This window comes from Lactiplantibacillus sp. ME-2, from assembly GCF_022549155.1.
GTDB lineage: Bacteria > Bacillota > Bacilli > Lactobacillales > Lactobacillaceae > Lactiplantibacillus > Lactiplantibacillus plantarum.
Map to the genome: position 1 here is coordinate 17166 of NZ_JAKZEQ010000008.1, position 16406 is coordinate 33571.

General features: G+C 43.9%; 15 protein-coding genes. 14 read left to right on the top strand and 1 reads right to left on the bottom strand.

The features are described from left to right. Positions 1-57: 57 nt before the first annotated feature. From MMY95_RS04410 to MMY95_RS04420, 3 genes are all read left to right on the top strand, one after another. On the top strand, positions 58-738 hold the full coding sequence (locus tag MMY95_RS04410; RefSeq protein ID WP_053267438.1) for a CPBP family intramembrane glutamic endopeptidase: 681 nt from the start codon (positions 58-60) through the stop codon (positions 736-738). A gap of 170 nt (positions 739-908) precedes the next feature. Continuing rightward, a complete protein-coding gene (locus MMY95_RS16060) occupies positions 909-1508 on the top strand; it encodes a CPBP family intramembrane glutamic endopeptidase (RefSeq protein ID WP_226319714.1) in 600 nt (199 codons plus the stop codon). A gap of 137 nt (positions 1509-1645) precedes the next feature. After that, positions 1646-1849: a hypothetical protein gene (locus MMY95_RS04420; RefSeq protein WP_027821496.1), complete on the top strand. Its 204-nt coding sequence runs from the start codon at positions 1646-1648 to the stop codon at positions 1847-1849. Between the two features lie 94 nt (positions 1850-1943). Here MMY95_RS04420 and helD read toward each other — a convergent pair whose 3' ends face one another. Further along, a complete protein-coding gene (gene helD, locus MMY95_RS04425) occupies positions 1944-4253 on the bottom strand; it encodes an RNA polymerase recycling motor HelD (RefSeq protein ID WP_053267439.1) in 2310 nt (769 codons plus the stop codon). 258 nt (positions 4254-4511) lie between these two features. Here helD and MMY95_RS04430 point away from each other — a divergent pair, with 258 nt between their 5' ends. From MMY95_RS04430 to MMY95_RS04480, 11 genes are all read left to right on the top strand, one after another. Then, positions 4512-5288 (top strand): carbon-nitrogen family hydrolase, encoded by a 777-nt coding sequence (locus tag MMY95_RS04430; protein ID WP_053267440.1) that lies wholly within the window; start codon positions 4512-4514, stop codon positions 5286-5288. Positions 5289-5727: 439 nt separating this feature from the next. Then, positions 5728-6744: a tryptophan--tRNA ligase gene (trpS, locus tag MMY95_RS04435; RefSeq protein WP_003643815.1), complete on the top strand. Its 1017-nt coding sequence runs from the start codon at positions 5728-5730 to the stop codon at positions 6742-6744. 407 nt (positions 6745-7151) lie between these two features. Beyond that, on the top strand, positions 7152-7862 hold the full coding sequence (locus MMY95_RS04440; RefSeq protein WP_003641997.1) for a GntR family transcriptional regulator: 711 nt from the start codon (positions 7152-7154) through the stop codon (positions 7860-7862). A gap of 72 nt (positions 7863-7934) precedes the next feature. After that, positions 7935-9296: a PTS sugar transporter subunit IIC gene (locus MMY95_RS04445; RefSeq protein ID WP_003641998.1), complete on the top strand. Its 1362-nt coding sequence runs from the start codon at positions 7935-7937 to the stop codon at positions 9294-9296. 6 nt (positions 9297-9302) lie between these two features. Next, a complete protein-coding gene (locus MMY95_RS04450; protein WP_003641999.1) occupies positions 9303-9491 on the top strand; it encodes a hypothetical protein in 189 nt (62 codons plus the stop codon). Beyond that, a complete protein-coding gene (locus MMY95_RS04455) occupies positions 9481-9903 on the top strand; it encodes a DUF3284 domain-containing protein (RefSeq protein ID WP_003642000.1) in 423 nt (140 codons plus the stop codon). Before MMY95_RS04450 ends, MMY95_RS04455 begins: the two co-directional genes overlap by 11 nt. A 222-nt stretch (positions 9904-10125) precedes the next feature. Further along, on the top strand, positions 10126-11481 hold the full coding sequence (locus MMY95_RS04460; RefSeq protein WP_003643816.1) for a PTS sugar transporter subunit IIC: 1356 nt from the start codon (positions 10126-10128) through the stop codon (positions 11479-11481). Positions 11482-11498: 17 nt separating this feature from the next. Continuing rightward, positions 11499-12935, top strand: coding sequence for a 6-phospho-beta-glucosidase (locus tag MMY95_RS04465; protein ID WP_241277521.1), 1437 nt, complete (start codon positions 11499-11501; stop codon positions 12933-12935). A 120-nt stretch (positions 12936-13055) separates the two neighbouring features. Further along, positions 13056-13952: an ROK family protein gene (locus MMY95_RS04470; RefSeq protein ID WP_011101006.1), complete on the top strand. Its 897-nt coding sequence runs from the start codon at positions 13056-13058 to the stop codon at positions 13950-13952. 149 nt (positions 13953-14101) lie between these two features. Continuing rightward, a complete protein-coding gene (locus MMY95_RS16065; RefSeq protein ID WP_053267442.1) occupies positions 14102-14848 on the top strand; it encodes a MurR/RpiR family transcriptional regulator in 747 nt (248 codons plus the stop codon). A 112-nt stretch (positions 14849-14960) separates the two neighbouring features. Continuing rightward, entirely contained in the window at positions 14961-15974 is a 1014-nt protein-coding gene (locus tag MMY95_RS04480; RefSeq protein ID WP_053267443.1) for a tRNA-dihydrouridine synthase family protein, read from the top strand. Positions 15975-16406: the final 432 nt, after the last annotated feature.

A 16406-nucleotide genomic window follows, 5' to 3' on the forward strand; every position in this document is an offset into this window, starting at 1 on the left:
CAAGTTGTGGATTAGGTACCATTGGGGATAATTATCAAGAAATGAATGTGAAGGAGCATGGTACATCAAAACGTCAAATTTATTGGTAGATTACTACTTGCCAGTTTATTGGCAGCAATCGTGATGGGTCTTAGTACGGCGCCCATCGATATTTTAACACTCAAGTATAACTGGATAACGGTGGCGATCTTCTTGGTCGTCTACCTGTTTGCAATTTATTTATTCTATCGAATTTATCTGGAATCAGTTACTAATAATCATTTTAAGATTACGAAAATAGCTGCTAAGCCGAGCGCGCGTCAATTAGTGATTACGGTACTGGCAATGGTGGTCATGCTGATTTTGGCAGCGGTGCAAGTTAAATTTGTTAGTGATGCTGTCTATTCAATCGCGGAGAATGTTGCTGACTTGCAAGCATTGTCTCAGCGCTCACCGATATTGATGGCGTTGGCCCTGGGTGTTTTTGCACCGATTTGTGAGGAATTAATTATTCGCGGCAATTTCTTCAGTTATGCGCTGGCGGAACGTTTTGATCAGCCACGATACCAACTAGTTACCGTTATTGTTAACGGCGTGTTGTTTGGTCTACTGCGTGGCGGTTTTAGTTGGGTGCAGTTGTCATACTATACGGTTATGGGTCTCGTACTCGCGGCAACCTACATATTATCTGGCCGGGATATTCGAGTCAACAGTGTCGTGCACGTCACAGCTAATCTTGGCCTCATGCTAATGGCATGAGGCCAAATGGACTTGGCAAGTAACTTGAGTGGGTTGATTTAAAAGCCCGTTAGTGAACATTCTAGTTACGGTTGTTTGGATGGAGTGGATGAAATGTTACAGAAGAATTTACGGTTTATTGGTAATTTACTAATTGTGAGTGTGTTATTGTCAATATCAGTTCCTTACCCGTGTATATTTACTTGATTACGGCCAATTGGTTTACACTGTTAGTTAGCTTCAGTTTATATGCCGTGATTATCGTTTTCTTGTACAACATCTATAAGACGACCGCGGAATTGCGGCAATTTGATTTTCGACCGTGGCGAACGCGGCTAAATAAACGGGCCTTGCTACTCATGGTGATCGGCGCAGTCATTATCGTGGCGCTTGCTTTTGGCTATGCTAAGCTGACGGCGGTATGGCACATCACTGAATCGGGTAATGAACGTGCATTAGATTTACTGTTGCGGAAAAATCCGGTAGCGATGACACTCGATGCCGTCATTTTTGGACCAATCGCTGAGGAGCTGAGTTTCAGGGGCTTTTTCTTTAGTTACGTCTTGTCAGACCAATATCTTGACCGGGAGTACCAAGCGGCTACCATTGTTATCAATGGGCTTCTTTTCGGTTATCTGCATAGCGGAAATAGCTTGGTGCCATTAGCATATTACACGCTATTCGGCATGGTGCTGGGGACCATCTACCTATTATCTAAGCATGATATTCGTGTGAATAGCGTGACACATATGTTAGCAAATCTGGGGATACTCTGGTTGGTTCCTAGCTAAAATAGTTACTTTGGATTATGCTAAAGTGAACAAGGTAACAGGTAGTAAGAATATTGTGAATACGGTGATAAAAATACAAAGTTGGTTCTGAAAACTGTAATTGATGGATATGTGATATCAGAAGGAGTTTGGTAAGTATGGATGAAATTATATCGTTTGAATTCTCTAATGGTTCGAAAATTTTAGATAGTAATATCTATGAATATAAAGTAGGTAAAGAAAGCGTTACTAAAATAGACTTGCCGGATAGCAATGGATTTGTGGCTGTTCATAAAGATAATAATAAAACAGAGTATATTAAGGCTCCATATATGAAATTTTGCACAGATAGCCATGTTTAAAAATGGTCAAGCATTAGTTTCGTGATAACGAAAAACGACTGGAAGTAGCTAGCGTAATACCGCTGGGCTACTTCCAGTCGTTTTTTAATTCCAGTTATACTCGTACCTGATGTTCAATCGTAAATAATGTCGGGTCCAACTGGGCAATTAGTGGGGAGACATCACCGATGCTGAGCAATGTCAAGTGGTGCATCGCTCGTGACGCAATCGTATATAAGATGCCAACTGAATCCGCATCGGGATAATTGGTAGCGGAGACATCGTATGCGACCACCGCGTCAAATTCTAACCCCTTTGCAAGGTAGATTGGCATAACAATCACGCCTTGTGGCATGGTACGGTCGCTATCGGCCATCAACGTTGTTACTGTATAGCGCTTCAGGTATTGGTAGACCTGCTTGCTTTCTGCTAAATCTTTAGTTAGTACGGCAACGGTGTTAGTTGCCTTGAGCTGATGTTCAACTTCGCTACGCAGACTGCTGAGAGCGGCGTCTTCGCCATAGCGAATCATGACCTTAGGTAAATCGCCTTTACGTGTGAACGCTTGAATCTGGTCGCCGTCGGGTAATAGCGCTTTAGCAAAGTTCGTAATCTGTTCGGTTGAACGGTAGCTCTTATTCAACGTAATCAAGTTCGCCCGTCGGACATTGAAAGCATCCTTGAGGCGTTCCAGTAATTGCTGTGGTAACTCAATCCCCTTGAATAATGCTTGTTCACTGTCACCTAACAGTGTGAACTTAGCTAGTGGGAACGCGTGCTTGATATATAACAGTTGTGCTAGCGAATAGTCTTGCATCTCATCGACAAAGATATATTGCATCCGCCGGTTCTGACCACTGCCAGTTAGGACATCGCGTAATAACAATAGTGGCGCGCAGTCAACCAGAGCAATCCGATGGTACTCAACGGCGGCCTGGTAAGCGGCAATTCGTTGTTGCCATTGGTCAGACGTCACGGTAGTGGGCCGATCAACTTGCGCTAAGAAATCGTTATATTGTTCATAGGTGTCTAAGAAGTAACCATTATAGATCGCATCGTAGACTTGCCGCAGTCGTTTGGTCACGATTTGCTTACCAATATAGAAGACTTCATCGTCGAGTGATTGAAAATCACCGCGGCGCTTGGAACCTAATAAGTCGTGGTAAGCTTCGTCGCTCAATTGGTCAATGATATCATTGACCCAGTCAGCTTGGGCTTCATCGTCAATGCGATGCTTTAAGCGTTTAATCAAAGTGTTCTTGATTGCTAGGAAACGGTCAGCTGGTTGCATCGCTGCTGGTAAGGCCGTCGCAATCTTTGTAATGACCTCTTTAGCGAAGAAAATTTCGCCATTAAAGACGATGTTTGTGAAGCGTAATTGGTCGGCTGGTAGCTGATGGCAATATTGATCGACTTGGCGCATAAAGTCGGCGCTTTCTTGAAAATCGCGAATTGCCGGTGTCAGTTGTTCACGCTGGCGGTCACTTTCGTAGCGCTCAAAGAGGCTTTCAACGGTTAGGCCTTGAAAACGTGCACTGAGAAATTCGGCAAGCGTGACTTGACGCATATTGCGCTCCCCTAAACTAGGTAAGACTTCGGAGATGTAGTGACTGAATAAGCGGTTGGGCGAGAATAATACCATTTGGTCCGCTTCTAGGGAAGCCCGTGAGTGGTAGAGCAGAAAAGCGATCCGTTGTAAAATAGCGGACGTCTTTCCAGAGCCGGCAACCCCTTGGACAACTAGTAAGTCACTAGTGGTGTCACGAATAATATCGTTCTGTTCTTTTTGAATGGTTGCTACAATATTTTGCATGTAGGCATCATTTTGTTCTCCAAGGACGGCCTGCAAGATTTCGTCACCGACCGTTTCATTCGTGTCGAACATATTCTTGATCTGACCATGATTAATCTGGAATTGGCGTTTCTTGATCAGCTCGGTCGTCTGCTGCCCGGCCGGTGTTTGGTACTGGACCTGACCCAGAGTACCATTGTAGTAGACTGAGGAAATCGGGGCGCGCCAGTCGTAAACTAAGAAATTCTGTTCAGCGTCGACAAATGAGGCGGTGCCAATGTATAAACGTTCGGCTTCCTCGTCGGGACTATCTTGAATATCAATGCGCCCAAAATAGGGTGAGTTACTGAGATCTTTCAAGACACCGACTTGCCGTTTCAAGATGGCTTCGGATTCCACGGCGCGTTCAACCATTTGCTTTTGTTGTTGCAGTTCCGCGTTCGTTTCAATCCGGTCATCGACTTCAAACGTGTTGACGGAATTATTATCACCATAGTTTTTCTGAATGACATCGGTTTCGTGATGAGCCTTTGCCAGCAAGTCGTCGGTCTGTTGTGCCCGTTCTTTAACTTGCTCGATGACTCGATCAACCCGTTGTTGTTCGCGTTGTTGCTCTTGATCTGATGTTGCCACGTAGAGGGCCTCCCGTCTGATAATCGTCTAAATCGCTTGAACAATTTTAGGCGGGTTTGGGGGTGATGTCAATCAAAGCGCCTGCAAATTCACTGATTTATCAGTAATTGTTGTGAAATGTGATTATGAGTGGCACTAAGGCGTGCTGGCCAACGGTGGGCAAGTTCGGCAGCTTTACGATGGCAAGGCTGAAGCTTGCAACCTATGACTATTTATTCTAATATGATTTTAATCATTCTAATAAAGTGGGTGGAACGAATGCGTGTCGCGCTAGCACAACTTAATATTCAGTTTGGAGATCCGGATGCCAACTACGAGCAGATTGAAGTGGCCATTCAACGGGCAGCTGAGCAAACTGTCGACGTGATCGTCTTACCGGAGATGTGGAATACCGGTTATGCGTTAACTCGCCTGAATGTCTTGGCGGATGATGATGGGCAGCGAACGTTACAATTACTCAGCAAGTTAGCTCGGCAGTTTTGCGTCAACATTGTCGGTGGCTCAGTCGCGGTCGCTCGCGATGGGCATTACTATAATGAGATGTTAGTCGTCGATCGTCAGGGACAGTTACTGAGTCGTTACGATAAAGTCCACCGGTTTGGGTTAATGGCGGAAGACCGTTATATTACTGCTGGTGAGACCGAGAACGTTTTTGAACTCGACGGAACTGTTGCGATGGGGGCGATTTGTTATGACATTCGTTTCCCAGAATGGCTTCGTAAACAAGCAGCTCGTGGCCCCCAAGTGATTTTTGTCAGTGCTGAGTGGCCGACAGTGCGGCAGATGCAATGGCGGCTATTACTGCAAGCACGTGCGATTGAAAATCAAGCATTCGTGGTTGCGGTTAACCGCGTTGGCAGTGATCCTGATAATCAATTTGGTGGTCAGTCACTAGTTATTGACCCGCTCGGCCAAATTGTGGCTATCGGTGGTGCCCATGCCCAGTTGATTACGGCCGAGCTTGATTTAACACAAGTTGAACAGGTTCGTGGTCAGATTCCAGTGTTTGAAGACCGGCGCCCGGAATTATACTGAAGCGTAAATTGGGGACTGGGGCTGGGAGCACTTAACTGTATTTTAATGGTGTTGAAGGAACGCCCGCTTGAATTTCGATGGGCTTAAACGTCGAAATGACGATCGTTATGTTGAAATGGTAGCGGCTAGTTAACGCGAATGATGTCCAGAATTTATTTTGACACGGTCAGGTATAACCAGTACACTAGAACTAATTAATCGTTGAAGAAAAGAACAGTAAGGCGTCCAATAACAGAGACCTAGCGCGTGCTGAAAGCTGGGGCGGACTAATGAATTGGCTTTTTGGAGATTCGGTGAACACCGGGGACCCACCCTTATCGGTCAATGAGTGGCAGAGACAAGCTTTCTGCAATTTAGGTGGTACCACGGTGATGCGTCCTAATTAACTAGTATTAGTTGATCAGGCGCTTTTTTAGTGCCAATAGAAAGGATGAATACAATGACAAAAAAAGTGATTTTAACGGGTGATCGCCCCACTGGTAAGCTGCATATCGGGCACTATGTCGGTTCATTACGTAACCGGGTCGCATTACAAGATTCTGGGGACTATGACTCATACATTATGATTGCGGATAACCAGGCGTTGACGGATAATGCGCATGATCCCGAAAAAATTCGTAAAAGTTTATTACAAGTTGCGATGGACTACTTGGCAGTGGGAATCGATCCCCAAAAGTCAACGATCTTAGTCCAGTCTCAAATTCCAGCATTAACTGACATGATGAATCAATACTTGAACTTAGTGACGGTAGCGCGCTTGAATCGTAACCCAACTGTGAAGACGGAAATCAAGCAAAAAGCTTTTGGTGAAAGTGTTCCTGCCGGTTTCTTTGTTTATCCAGTCAGTCAGGCCGCTGATATTACGGCTTTCAAGGCGACGACTGTTCCCGTTGGTGACGATCAAGAACCAATGCTCGAACAGACCCGTGAAATCGTACGGAGCTTCAATAAGACTTACCAAACTGATACGTTGGTCGAACCTGAAGGCTACTTCCCACCAAAGGGCTTGGGCCGAATCCCTGGACTTGACGGCAATGCCAAAATGAGTAAATCACTAGGAAATGCAATTTACCTTTCTGACGATGCTGATACTTTGAAGAAGAAAGTCATGTCCATGTATACCGATCCTGATCATATTCATATTGAAGATCCGGGTAAGGTCGAAGGTAACGTGGTCTTCACGTATCTTGATATTTTCGATGAAGACAAGGCCAAGGTCGCAGACTTGAAGGCCGCCTACCAACATGGTGGCTTGGGTGACGTTAAGATTAAACGCTACTTGATGGACGTGTTGGACGGTGTATTGCGGCCAATCCGCGAACGGCGTGCAATTTACGAAGCTGATCCAGCTCAAGTCTTACAAATTTTGAAGGATGGTACAGCGAAAGCGAACGTGGTCGCTGACCAAACGTGGCGTGAAATGCAAGACGCCATTGGAATTAATTATTTTAAATAAATTATGGTAGAAAATAGTGCAACTGACCGTCGGATGTGTGAAGACGGTGAGTTGCACTTTTTTGTAGACCCTTAATATATGGGGCTTTCCGGTAAATTAATAACGATGGCCCAACGCATCACGGTTGCGAATTAAAAAGAAAAGGCAGACTAAATTGAAAATTAGGCTGATTTCGTTTGCTTTCTTACATGAATGATTGTAAAAAAGTGCTTGTTAAAATAAGTTTTTGGCAAGAAAAGGGGTGGTAAGGAATTCGAAAGCGCTTGCTGTGGCTGCCTTTAGTCATAATATAAATTCATTGGTATAAAATTACGAAAAATAAAGCGCTTTCATATATTCTGTGATAATATAATTTGTGGGCACAAGTTTTACAAGCACCTACTAATTTATCGAAAGGAGGTTTAGTCATGTATCAGGCAATTGCGCAGGCAATCATTAAATCGATAATGGCGGATGAATATCCGACTAAGTTACCAACCGAAAAAGTGTTAATGGCGCAGTACAACGCCAGTCGCAATACGATTCGTAAAGCGATTGATGTGGTCTTCCGGCATGGGTTGTTGCGTCGTGTGCAGGGGAGCGGCAATTTTATTATCAAACAACCGCAGAACACGAAGAAAGTGCTCAACTTATCGATTGGATTTGACCAGTCCGCCATGGTTGAGGGTGGACCATTAGTATCAAAAGTTGTCACGTTTGATAAAGTGACAGCGGATGAAACTTTAGCACAACAGGGGAACATTGCGCTTGGTGACGAGGTTTATCGGGTGGTGCGATTACGTTATTTGAATGACATCTTGTATGACCTGGAAGAGTCTTATTTTCCGCGAACGGTCGTCCCGTTCTTATCGAGTGAGAGCGTGCAGCATTCAATCTTCGCCTTCTTGCGAGAGGCATATGGTATTACGGGGAGCACCACGGAAAACTACGTCCATCAAGTGCGGGTGGACGCGCAACGGGCGGAGTTGATCGGTTGCCCAGATGGTGACAAAACGTTGTGCTTGGAAGCAATCAATTACTTGGCTAATGGGACGGTCTTTAACTTCTCCAGGACGTTCTTCGTCTATCCAGATTTGGAACTCTATTACCATACCGAAAATATTGATTTACAAAACTAGTACGGGGGTGACGCAACAGTTGTGTTGGGTCACTAACTAGCGAAAACCTACATTAGGAGTGAGGGGTATATTATGAATTCATTTATCGAATGGCTTAACAAACACTTAGTGCCAGTTGCGGCCAAGATTGGTGCAGTTCGGTGGTTGATCGCATTACGTGACGCGTTTATAGCAATTATGCCGGCAATGATGGCCGGGTCGATCGCCACGGTTCTGAACGCTTTAGTTCGAGATATTCCAACGAAGTTCGGTTGGATGGGCATTGTTAATTCGATGCAGTGGTTGATTGGAATTAATGCGATGGTTTGGACGGGGACGTTAGCCATCTTAGGTCTGATTTTCTCATTTACATTCGGGTACCAATTGGCAATCCAGTACAAAGTTGAACCAGTTACTGGTGGGATCGTGACACTTGGAACTTTCATCATGAGTTTGCCACAAAACTTTACCGGCACGTTGACGAGTACGTTGAGCAAGGGCGCTACTAAGATTTTGACGGACTCTGGCATGGCGGTTGCTGGCAAAAAAGTGACGGCTTGGGGTTACTTCAACTTCAACACGTACTTTGGTTCGTATGGTTTCTTTACGGTCATGATTTTAGGGGCCATTGCGAGTGCCGTTTACATTGCTTTGATGAAGAAACACATTACAATCAAGATGCCAGATTCTGTGCCACCGGCAGTTGCCAACGCCTTCACTGGGGTTATCCCAGCCGCCGCTGCATTTTATGTCGTTGGGATTATTAACTGGATCTTCAGTAAATTCAACACCACGGTGATTGAATGGATCGCGAAGATTATTCAAGAACCACTATTGAATATGAGTCAAGGGTACGGCGCCGTCCTCTTAATGACGCTGTTAGTTCAAGTTTTCTGGTTCTTCGGGATTCATGGTTCCAATGTCCTGGCACCAATCTTGGACGGAATCTGGTTGACGGCTCAGCTTGCTAATGTTAACGCTTACCAAGCTGGCAAAGCCTTGCCATACGTTTGGACGCGGAACTGTTTTGACTTATATGCATGGATTGGTGGGGCCGGCTCGACCTTACTATTATTAGTAGCGATTTTAGTATTTAGTAAACGAGACGACCAACGTTCAGTGGCTAAGTTGGCGATTGGCCCCGGATTCTTTAATATTAACGAACCCGTGATGTTCGGGATGCCAATTGTACTTGACCCAATCTACTTTATTCCGTTCGTTTTAGCACCAGTTGTGACTGTTTCGATCGCCTACGCTGCTTTATCAGCTGGGTGGGTCGCACCGATTACGAACAATATCGTTTGGTCAATGCCACCGATTATGAACGCCTTAGTTGCCACAATGGACTGGCGGTCAGTGGTCTTACAATTATTTAATGCCGCCGTTGCCTTTGCGATTTACGTGCCATTCGTTAAGGCTGCCAACAAGATTAAACCAGCAGCGATTGGAGAATAGATTGTCATGAAAAGCTTAAAGCAGTGTTTACTCATCGGGATGAACCTTGGATTATTAGCCGTTATCTTAAGTCCCCTGGCCGGAACGACCGGTCAATGGGTGACGCTCGGATTAGGTTTAGCGGTCAGCGCAGCACTTTTCGTCGTTTATCGGCGAGTGGGTCAGATAGAAAGGAGCCACCAGAATGCAGATTAAATTAACTTTGAACGCCCCTGTGGATTATTTATACCAACAGTTGATCGATTCCGCGCGGGCTGATATTCAGCAGCAAACGGGTCGGCCGGCGCCACGGCAGAGCTTACAAGGCTATGAGTATGCCAAACAGTGGTCCAACGGTCTGACCGGTAATTTGAAGATTACCCACGCGCAACCCGGTGTTCGATATGCGTATGAATTAGAAACGCCCCGCGATCATTACGGCGTCGATTATCAATTCGCACCGGACACTGATGGTCACCAAACTGTCTTAGAATATGCCGAAACCTTTTTAGGCAAGGATAAGAAGACGAATGCCAATAATAAGCTTGGCGTGCTATTCTTAGGATGGTTCCGTAAACGCCGCTTTAAGAAGATGATGAATCAGATGGCTGCTAGTTATAATCAATAAGCAGGCTGGATTCAAAAATTGATTTCGTTAGAAGAGTGCTGTAAATCCGTAAGTGGATTTACAGTACTTTTTTGAACAGATATGGTACACAGCGTTTCAGATGTGGTCGTGATACCATCACGATGGAACAAGTGAGCAACTGCATTGTAAGCGCTTTTAAAACGCATGTAGTTCACTTATACTAGCTTTTGTAAGTTAAATCAAAGGGAGGAACAACTTATGATGAACGGTTTTAACGTGTTTATGGAAAAACACATTGTACCATTTGCAGTCAAGTTGAATGAACAGCGACATGTCGCGGCAATCCGTGATGCTTTTATGTACACATTCCCAATTACAATGGCTGCATCGTTAGTTATTTTAATTAATAACTTAGTTTTTTCAAAAACGGGGTTTATTGCACAAATCTTATTTTTACCCAAATTTTTTCCACACTTGGAAAATGCCCAAAAGTTATTAACCTCAGTAACTAACGGAACGATGAATATTTTATCGATTTTTATTGCGTATCTGGTGGCACGGAATTTGGCCAAATATTTTAAAGCTGATGACATGTTAGTAGGGATGACGGGGATTGCCTGCTTCATGATTTTATACTCACCATCAATTATCAAAGACGGTGTAACCTATTTGCCAACGACTTATTTAGGTGCACAAGGGCTGTTTGTTGCAATGATAGTAGGTGGCTTAGTTGGAGAATTTTTACCACGGCTAACGCGCATTAAGAAAATGCAAATCAAAATGCCTGAGATGGTTCCGCCGGCAGTTGCACGGTCTTTCAATGGCTTAATTCCTATCGTTATTATGATTATGCTGTTTTCTATGTTGAACTATGGGTTATCACTAATTTCACCACAAGGAATCAATGATATTATTTATAAATCAATTCAAACACCATTAACCCACATTGGGGTCAACTTATTTGGCGTTATCATTATTGCTATTGTTCAAAATCTTTTGTGGCTTGTCGGTATCCATGGTCCAAACACGTTGAACGCGTTACGATCAATTATTTTTACTGAAGCTGATTTGAAAAACCAAACGTTTATTAACGCTCATGGTACAGCTTGGGGTGTGCCCAACCGTGCAACCTGGAGTGTGTTGAATGATGTCTTCGCCAATATGGGTGGTAGTGGGATGACACTTGGCTTGATTATTGCTATCTTCCTCGTCTCAAGGCGTAAAGATTATCGTGAGATTGCTAAATTGGCATTAGTGCCCGGCCTCTTCAATATTAACGAACCGCTAATGTTCGGTTTACCAATTGTTTTGAATCCAATTATGGCGATTCCATTCGTTCTAACACCAGTGATCAATATCTTGGTTGGCTATACAGTGACAGTTATTTTTAACTGGATACCGACGCCGGCTTTTGGATTGACATGGACAACACCGGGACCACTGATGCCGTTCTTGGGGACTGGTGGCAATTGGCTTGGCCTGATTATTGGATTTGTTTGTTTGGGAATTTCCGTGTTGACGTACATGCCATTTGTACTCGCTGCCAATAAGATGATGGCTGCAGATAGTCAATCTAAACAAGATACGGATACGACGACAGAAACGGTTAAAGCATAGTTTAAAAGGAGTTTAACATGACGATTAAAGGACGAGCGTTTCCAGAAGGGTTCTTATGGGGTGGCGCAGTGGCTGCACATCAACTCGAAGGTGGTTATAAAGAGGGCGGCAAGGGTCTCAGTACGGCAGATATTATGACATTAGGGACGAATGAGCGCCCTCGTGAAATTACGGACGGAGTAGTGGCTGGCAAGTATTATCCTAATCATCAGGCAATTGATTTTTATCATCGTTATCCCGAAGATATTGAATTGTTTGCTGAAATGGGGTTTAAGTGTTTTCGAACATCGATTGCCTGGACGCGGATCTTCCCCAATGGTGATGAAAGCGAACCGAATGAAGCTGGATTACAATTTTATGATGATTTATTTGATGAATGCCTTAAAAATGGGATTCAACCAGTAGTGACACTAGCACACTTTGAAATGCCATATCACTTAGTTAAGCAATACGGTGGGTGGCGTAATCGTAAGCTTATTCAATTCTATTTAAACTTTGCAAAAGTATGTTTTGAACGTTATCGAGATAAAGTAACGTACTGGATGACTTTTAATGAAATCAACAATCAAACTAATTTTGAATCAGACGGTGCCATGTTAACAGATTCTGGAATCATTCATCAACCAGGAGAAAACCGTGAACGCTGGATGTATCAGGCGGCTCACTATGAACTGGTGGCGAGTGCCGCGGCGGTACAGTTAGGCCATCAGATTAATCCAGATTTTCAAATCGGTTGTATGATTGCGATGTGTCCGATCTATCCGCTTACAGCACCACCAGCAGACGTCTTATTTGCGCAACGAGCGATGCAAACCCGATTTTATTTTGCCGATGTTCATTGCAATGGCACTTACCCACAATGGTTGCGTAATCGTTTTGAGTCGGAGCATTTTAACTTGGACATTACGGCAGAAGATTTGAAAATCTTGCAAGCTGGAACGGTAGATTATATTGGATTTAGTTATTACATGTCGTTTACTGTGAAGGACACAGGAAAGCTAGCTTATAATGAAGAACATGATTTAGTTAAAAATCCATATGTTAAGGCTAGTGATTGGGGCTGGCAAGTTGATCCCGTTGGGTTACGCTATGCTATGAATTGGTTCACGGATCGTTACCATTTGCCACTGTTTATCGTGGAAAACGGTTTAGGCGCAATTGATAAGAAGACGGCAGATAACCAGATACATGACGATTATCGGATTGACTATTTAACGGATCATTTACGACAAATTAAGCTGGCAGTTCTGGAAGATGGGGTTGATTTAATTGGGTATACGCCATGGGGGTGCATTGATTTAGTTGCGGCTAGTACTGGTCAAATGTCCAAACGCTATGGGTTTATCTATGTTGATGAGAACGATGATGGTTCAGGTAGTCTAAAACGTTATAAAAAGGATTCATTTACTTGGTTTCAACATGTGATTGCGACAAATGGTGCCGAAATTGAGTAGTGCGATTTGGGTATGACGATGGTCATTAATTATTGACTAGTGCTTAATTAATGATGTTTGAAATAGTTGTCAATGGCCAGCTTTGATAGCTGGCCATTGGGCGTTTAGGAGGACTGTTAAATGACAATGTATATTGGAATTGATATTGGTGGTACTTCAATCAAGTGCGGCCTAGTTGATGCTCATGGACATATTAGTCGTAAAGTAACACGACCGACTGCCACAGCAAAGGTAGACATTATGGCCGATTTAGTTGCGATGATTCAAGGACTACAAGCAGATGGACAAGTTGCTGGTATTGGAGTTAGCATGCCGGGAGTTGTTCAAAGTGACGGCTTCTTGACGACGGCAGGTGCGGTCACGGCGTTTGAAAAAATTAACTTGCAAGCTGAGTTACATGCACAGACGCAGTTACCGGTCATTATTGAAAATGATGCCAACGCAGCGGCTATTGCTGAGCAATGGCTGGGAGTAGCTCAGAATGTGCCTAATTATTTAAGCTTGGTTCTTGGAACCGGGGTCGGTGGGGCACTGGTTATCAATAATCAGATTTATCGGGGTGCACACGCGCGTTCAGGCGAATTTGGTTGGATGGTTGTTGACGATGATGAGATTGATACTGAAATGGGAACCCTTAATTTCCGGGGTGCAACAGTTATCGGTCTCATACGACGTTATAATCAGTTTAGTGCGATGCCGGTTACTGACGCGCGCGAGATTTTTGACCGAGCAGATGCGGGAGAAGTACTGGCACAACATGTCTTTCATAGCTACTATTACAGTTTGGCTAAAGGAATCATTAATTTAATGGTTGCTTTTGATCCCGAATTAGTCGTAATTGGTGGTGGCATTAGTGCGAACATGACCTTTATGACTGATTTGAATGCAACGATTGCAGACTTACAGGCTAATCATAATAGTATTAATCATTTGACTTTGGCATCAGTAGTACCAGCTAAATTGCGGAATGATGCTGGGATGATTGGGGCAGTGTATCAGTTGATTAAGCGTGGTTAAAAAGGCGGATCAAACTGGTTTATTAAAATAGGGTGACACGTATTTTAATTTAAAAAATGAAAAAGCTTGAATGCTAGATGTTTTTTAGAAGCGGTTACGCATTTATGGTAATCTAGTGAATAGATTATTAGATAGGGTGGTGGCTAACCGTGGCATTCTTTGGCTACAAGGATATCGATAAGTTATCTGGAGTAGATTTAGCAATTTATCGATTTATTGTGGAGCATGATGAGCAAATCCCGTATATGCGAGTCCGTGAGTTAGCGCGGGGTGCGCACGTTTCTAATTCGTCAGTCATGCGCTTTATTCGTAAAATTGGGTATGATAGTTTTCCAGAATTTAAAGTATCGCTACGCAGTGAAACGCCCATTCAAAAGCCGGATGCTCCAGGTATTCAGTTTGTTCAACCGAGTGCCTTTCCTGCAGATATTACTAATATTATTCGACTGGCAGCTCAGTTGATGGTCAATGCGGATAATATCGTATTTGTTGGTATCGGAGCATCAGCGGCGTTGGGCGAATATGCTTCACGTCAAACGTCATCATTGGGATTTAATAGTTATGTCGTCAAGGATCCTTTCTATCCACTATTACCACAATTACGTAATACTAGTAATAACGTTTTGGTGGCAGTGTCAGTCTCCGGTCAGACGTCTGAGTTGGTTGAAATGCTTAATGACTTTGTGAATAATCCTGAAGTCAATATTATTAGTATTACGAGTAATCTTGAGAGTACGATTGCTCGAATGAGTCGATATGCGTTAACGTATCGGGCGACTGAGGAGCGTATTCATCAATATTATGACTTAACTAGCCAAGTGCCATGCCTTTACATTATTGAGGCACTGTTACGGGAACTTCGTCATCAAGAAGTCGTCCAACACCGGTTTGAGTAAACTTTTAATTTATTTAGCCAGCAAACGTCATTCCTGCAAAGCAGGCATATCAATGCTAAAATTAAAAGCATTCAATCCAAAAGTTAAACTAGTGATAAGGGAGTATGAGAACGTGACAGCAACACCATTCTGGTCGCAAATTGCGGCCCAAGCCAAGGCAGACGGGCGACCATTTTTTACGATGGCCCCGATGGAAGCCGTTAGTAATACTGTTTTTCGGCAAGTCATTAGCCATGCCGCTGCTCCAGATACGTTTTTTAGTGAATTCGTCTATGCTAAGAGTATTACGAATCCGAATACGAAGTTTCCGGTGCATGGTCGGTTGTACGTGGCGGCAGCTGAGTCGCAAAAACCGGTCGTTCAACTGTGGGGTAACGAAGCGGCTGACTTTGCTTCGGCTACAGCTGAACTTCGTGACCGGGGCTTTGAAGCAGTTGATATCAATATGGGCTGCCCGGATGGGACGGTCATCAAAAATCATGGTGGCAGCGATTTGATTCGCAATCCGCAGTGGGCTGAAGACGTGATTGCGGCTGCAAAGACGTCGGGACTGGCCGTTAGTGCGAAGACGCGCTTAGGTTACAGTAAAGTTGCTGAATATCATGACTGGATTGCAACGTTGTTATCGCAACATGTGGCAGTCTTGACCGTTCACTTGCGGACCAAACAGGAAATGAGTAAGGTTCCCGCGCACTTTGAAGTTATCGATGACTTGATTAAAATGCGTGATGCAATCGCCCCGGAAACGTTACTCCAGATTAATGGTAACGTGGCTGATTATCAGGCCGGGGTGGCGTTAGCCAAAGCACATCCTGGATTAGATGGTATCATGATTGGTCGGGGAGTGTTCGCGAATCCGTTTGCATTTGAGTCCCATCCCCAATCGCATGATTTGCATGAACTATTAGGTTTACTGAACATGCAGCTCGACTTGTTCGATGACTTTGCCACCCGTTATGACGTGCCACGTTTTCCGTCCTTAAAACGGTTCTTTAAAATCTATGCGCGCCCAGAACTAGGCGCCACTGACCTGCGTAACACGATGATGGATGCCAAGTCAACGGATGATGTACGCAAAATTTTAGCGGCTTATCAAGCCAAAATGCGGGTGACCAATCACAGTTAGTGTCAGCAGCAGACAGGTTGATTAAGGCAGTAATACGTTAATAAACTTCAATCTTATTATATAGAAACATCTCGATATCGGCAGTGAGTGCTAATGTTGGGATGTTTTTGTATCTAAAGGGGTATGACAATTGTATTCAAATCATTGGAGGACTGATTGTTCGCCTGTCGCCAAGCTAATCTGGATGCTTGTAACATCATTTACAATGATTGTAACGTTGTCATCTTATCAAGAAAACCATGTTACAAGCATTCGTTACTGCCAACTAGCTAGTCTAATGAACCCAAAATGAACGGCCCTAGTCAAAACACTAGTGTCGTTCATTTTGGGCTTTTTGATATTTTTTGGTGTGCAATCCGGCCCTAGAAGTCACAGTGTTACATCATAAATGTTAGAATAAACCTAACTAATATTTTATAAACGAAAAGTGAG

Excerpts from the sequence above, each read along its gene's own strand:
- MMY95_RS04430 (WP_053267440.1), top strand. The coding sequence starts at position 4,512 with ATGCGTGTCGCGCTAGCACAACTTAATATTCAGTTTGGAGATCCGGAT.
- MMY95_RS04460 (WP_003643816.1), top strand. The coding sequence starts at position 10,126 with ATGAACGGTTTTAACGTGTTTATGGAAAAACACATTGTACCATTTGCA.
- MMY95_RS04465 (WP_241277521.1), top strand. The coding sequence starts at position 11,499 with ATGACGATTAAAGGACGAGCGTTTCCAGAAGGGTTCTTATGGGGTGGC.
- MMY95_RS04440 (WP_003641997.1), top strand. The coding sequence starts at position 7,152 with ATGTATCAGGCAATTGCGCAGGCAATCATTAAATCGATAATGGCGGAT.
- MMY95_RS04420 (WP_027821496.1), top strand. The coding sequence starts at position 1,646 with ATGGATGAAATTATATCGTTTGAATTCTCTAATGGTTCGAAAATTTTA.
- MMY95_RS04470 (WP_011101006.1), top strand. The coding sequence starts at position 13,056 with ATGACAATGTATATTGGAATTGATATTGGTGGTACTTCAATCAAGTGC.
- MMY95_RS04455 (WP_003642000.1), top strand. The coding sequence starts at position 9,481 with ATGCAGATTAAATTAACTTTGAACGCCCCTGTGGATTATTTATACCAA.
- MMY95_RS04410 (WP_053267438.1), top strand. The coding sequence starts at position 58 with ATGGTACATCAAAACGTCAAATTTATTGGTAGATTACTACTTGCCAGT.
- MMY95_RS04450 (WP_003641999.1), top strand. The coding sequence starts at position 9,303 with ATGAAAAGCTTAAAGCAGTGTTTACTCATCGGGATGAACCTTGGATTA.
- MMY95_RS04445 (WP_003641998.1), top strand. The coding sequence starts at position 7,935 with ATGAATTCATTTATCGAATGGCTTAACAAACACTTAGTGCCAGTTGCG.
- trpS (WP_003643815.1), top strand. The coding sequence starts at position 5,728 with ATGACAAAAAAAGTGATTTTAACGGGTGATCGCCCCACTGGTAAGCTG.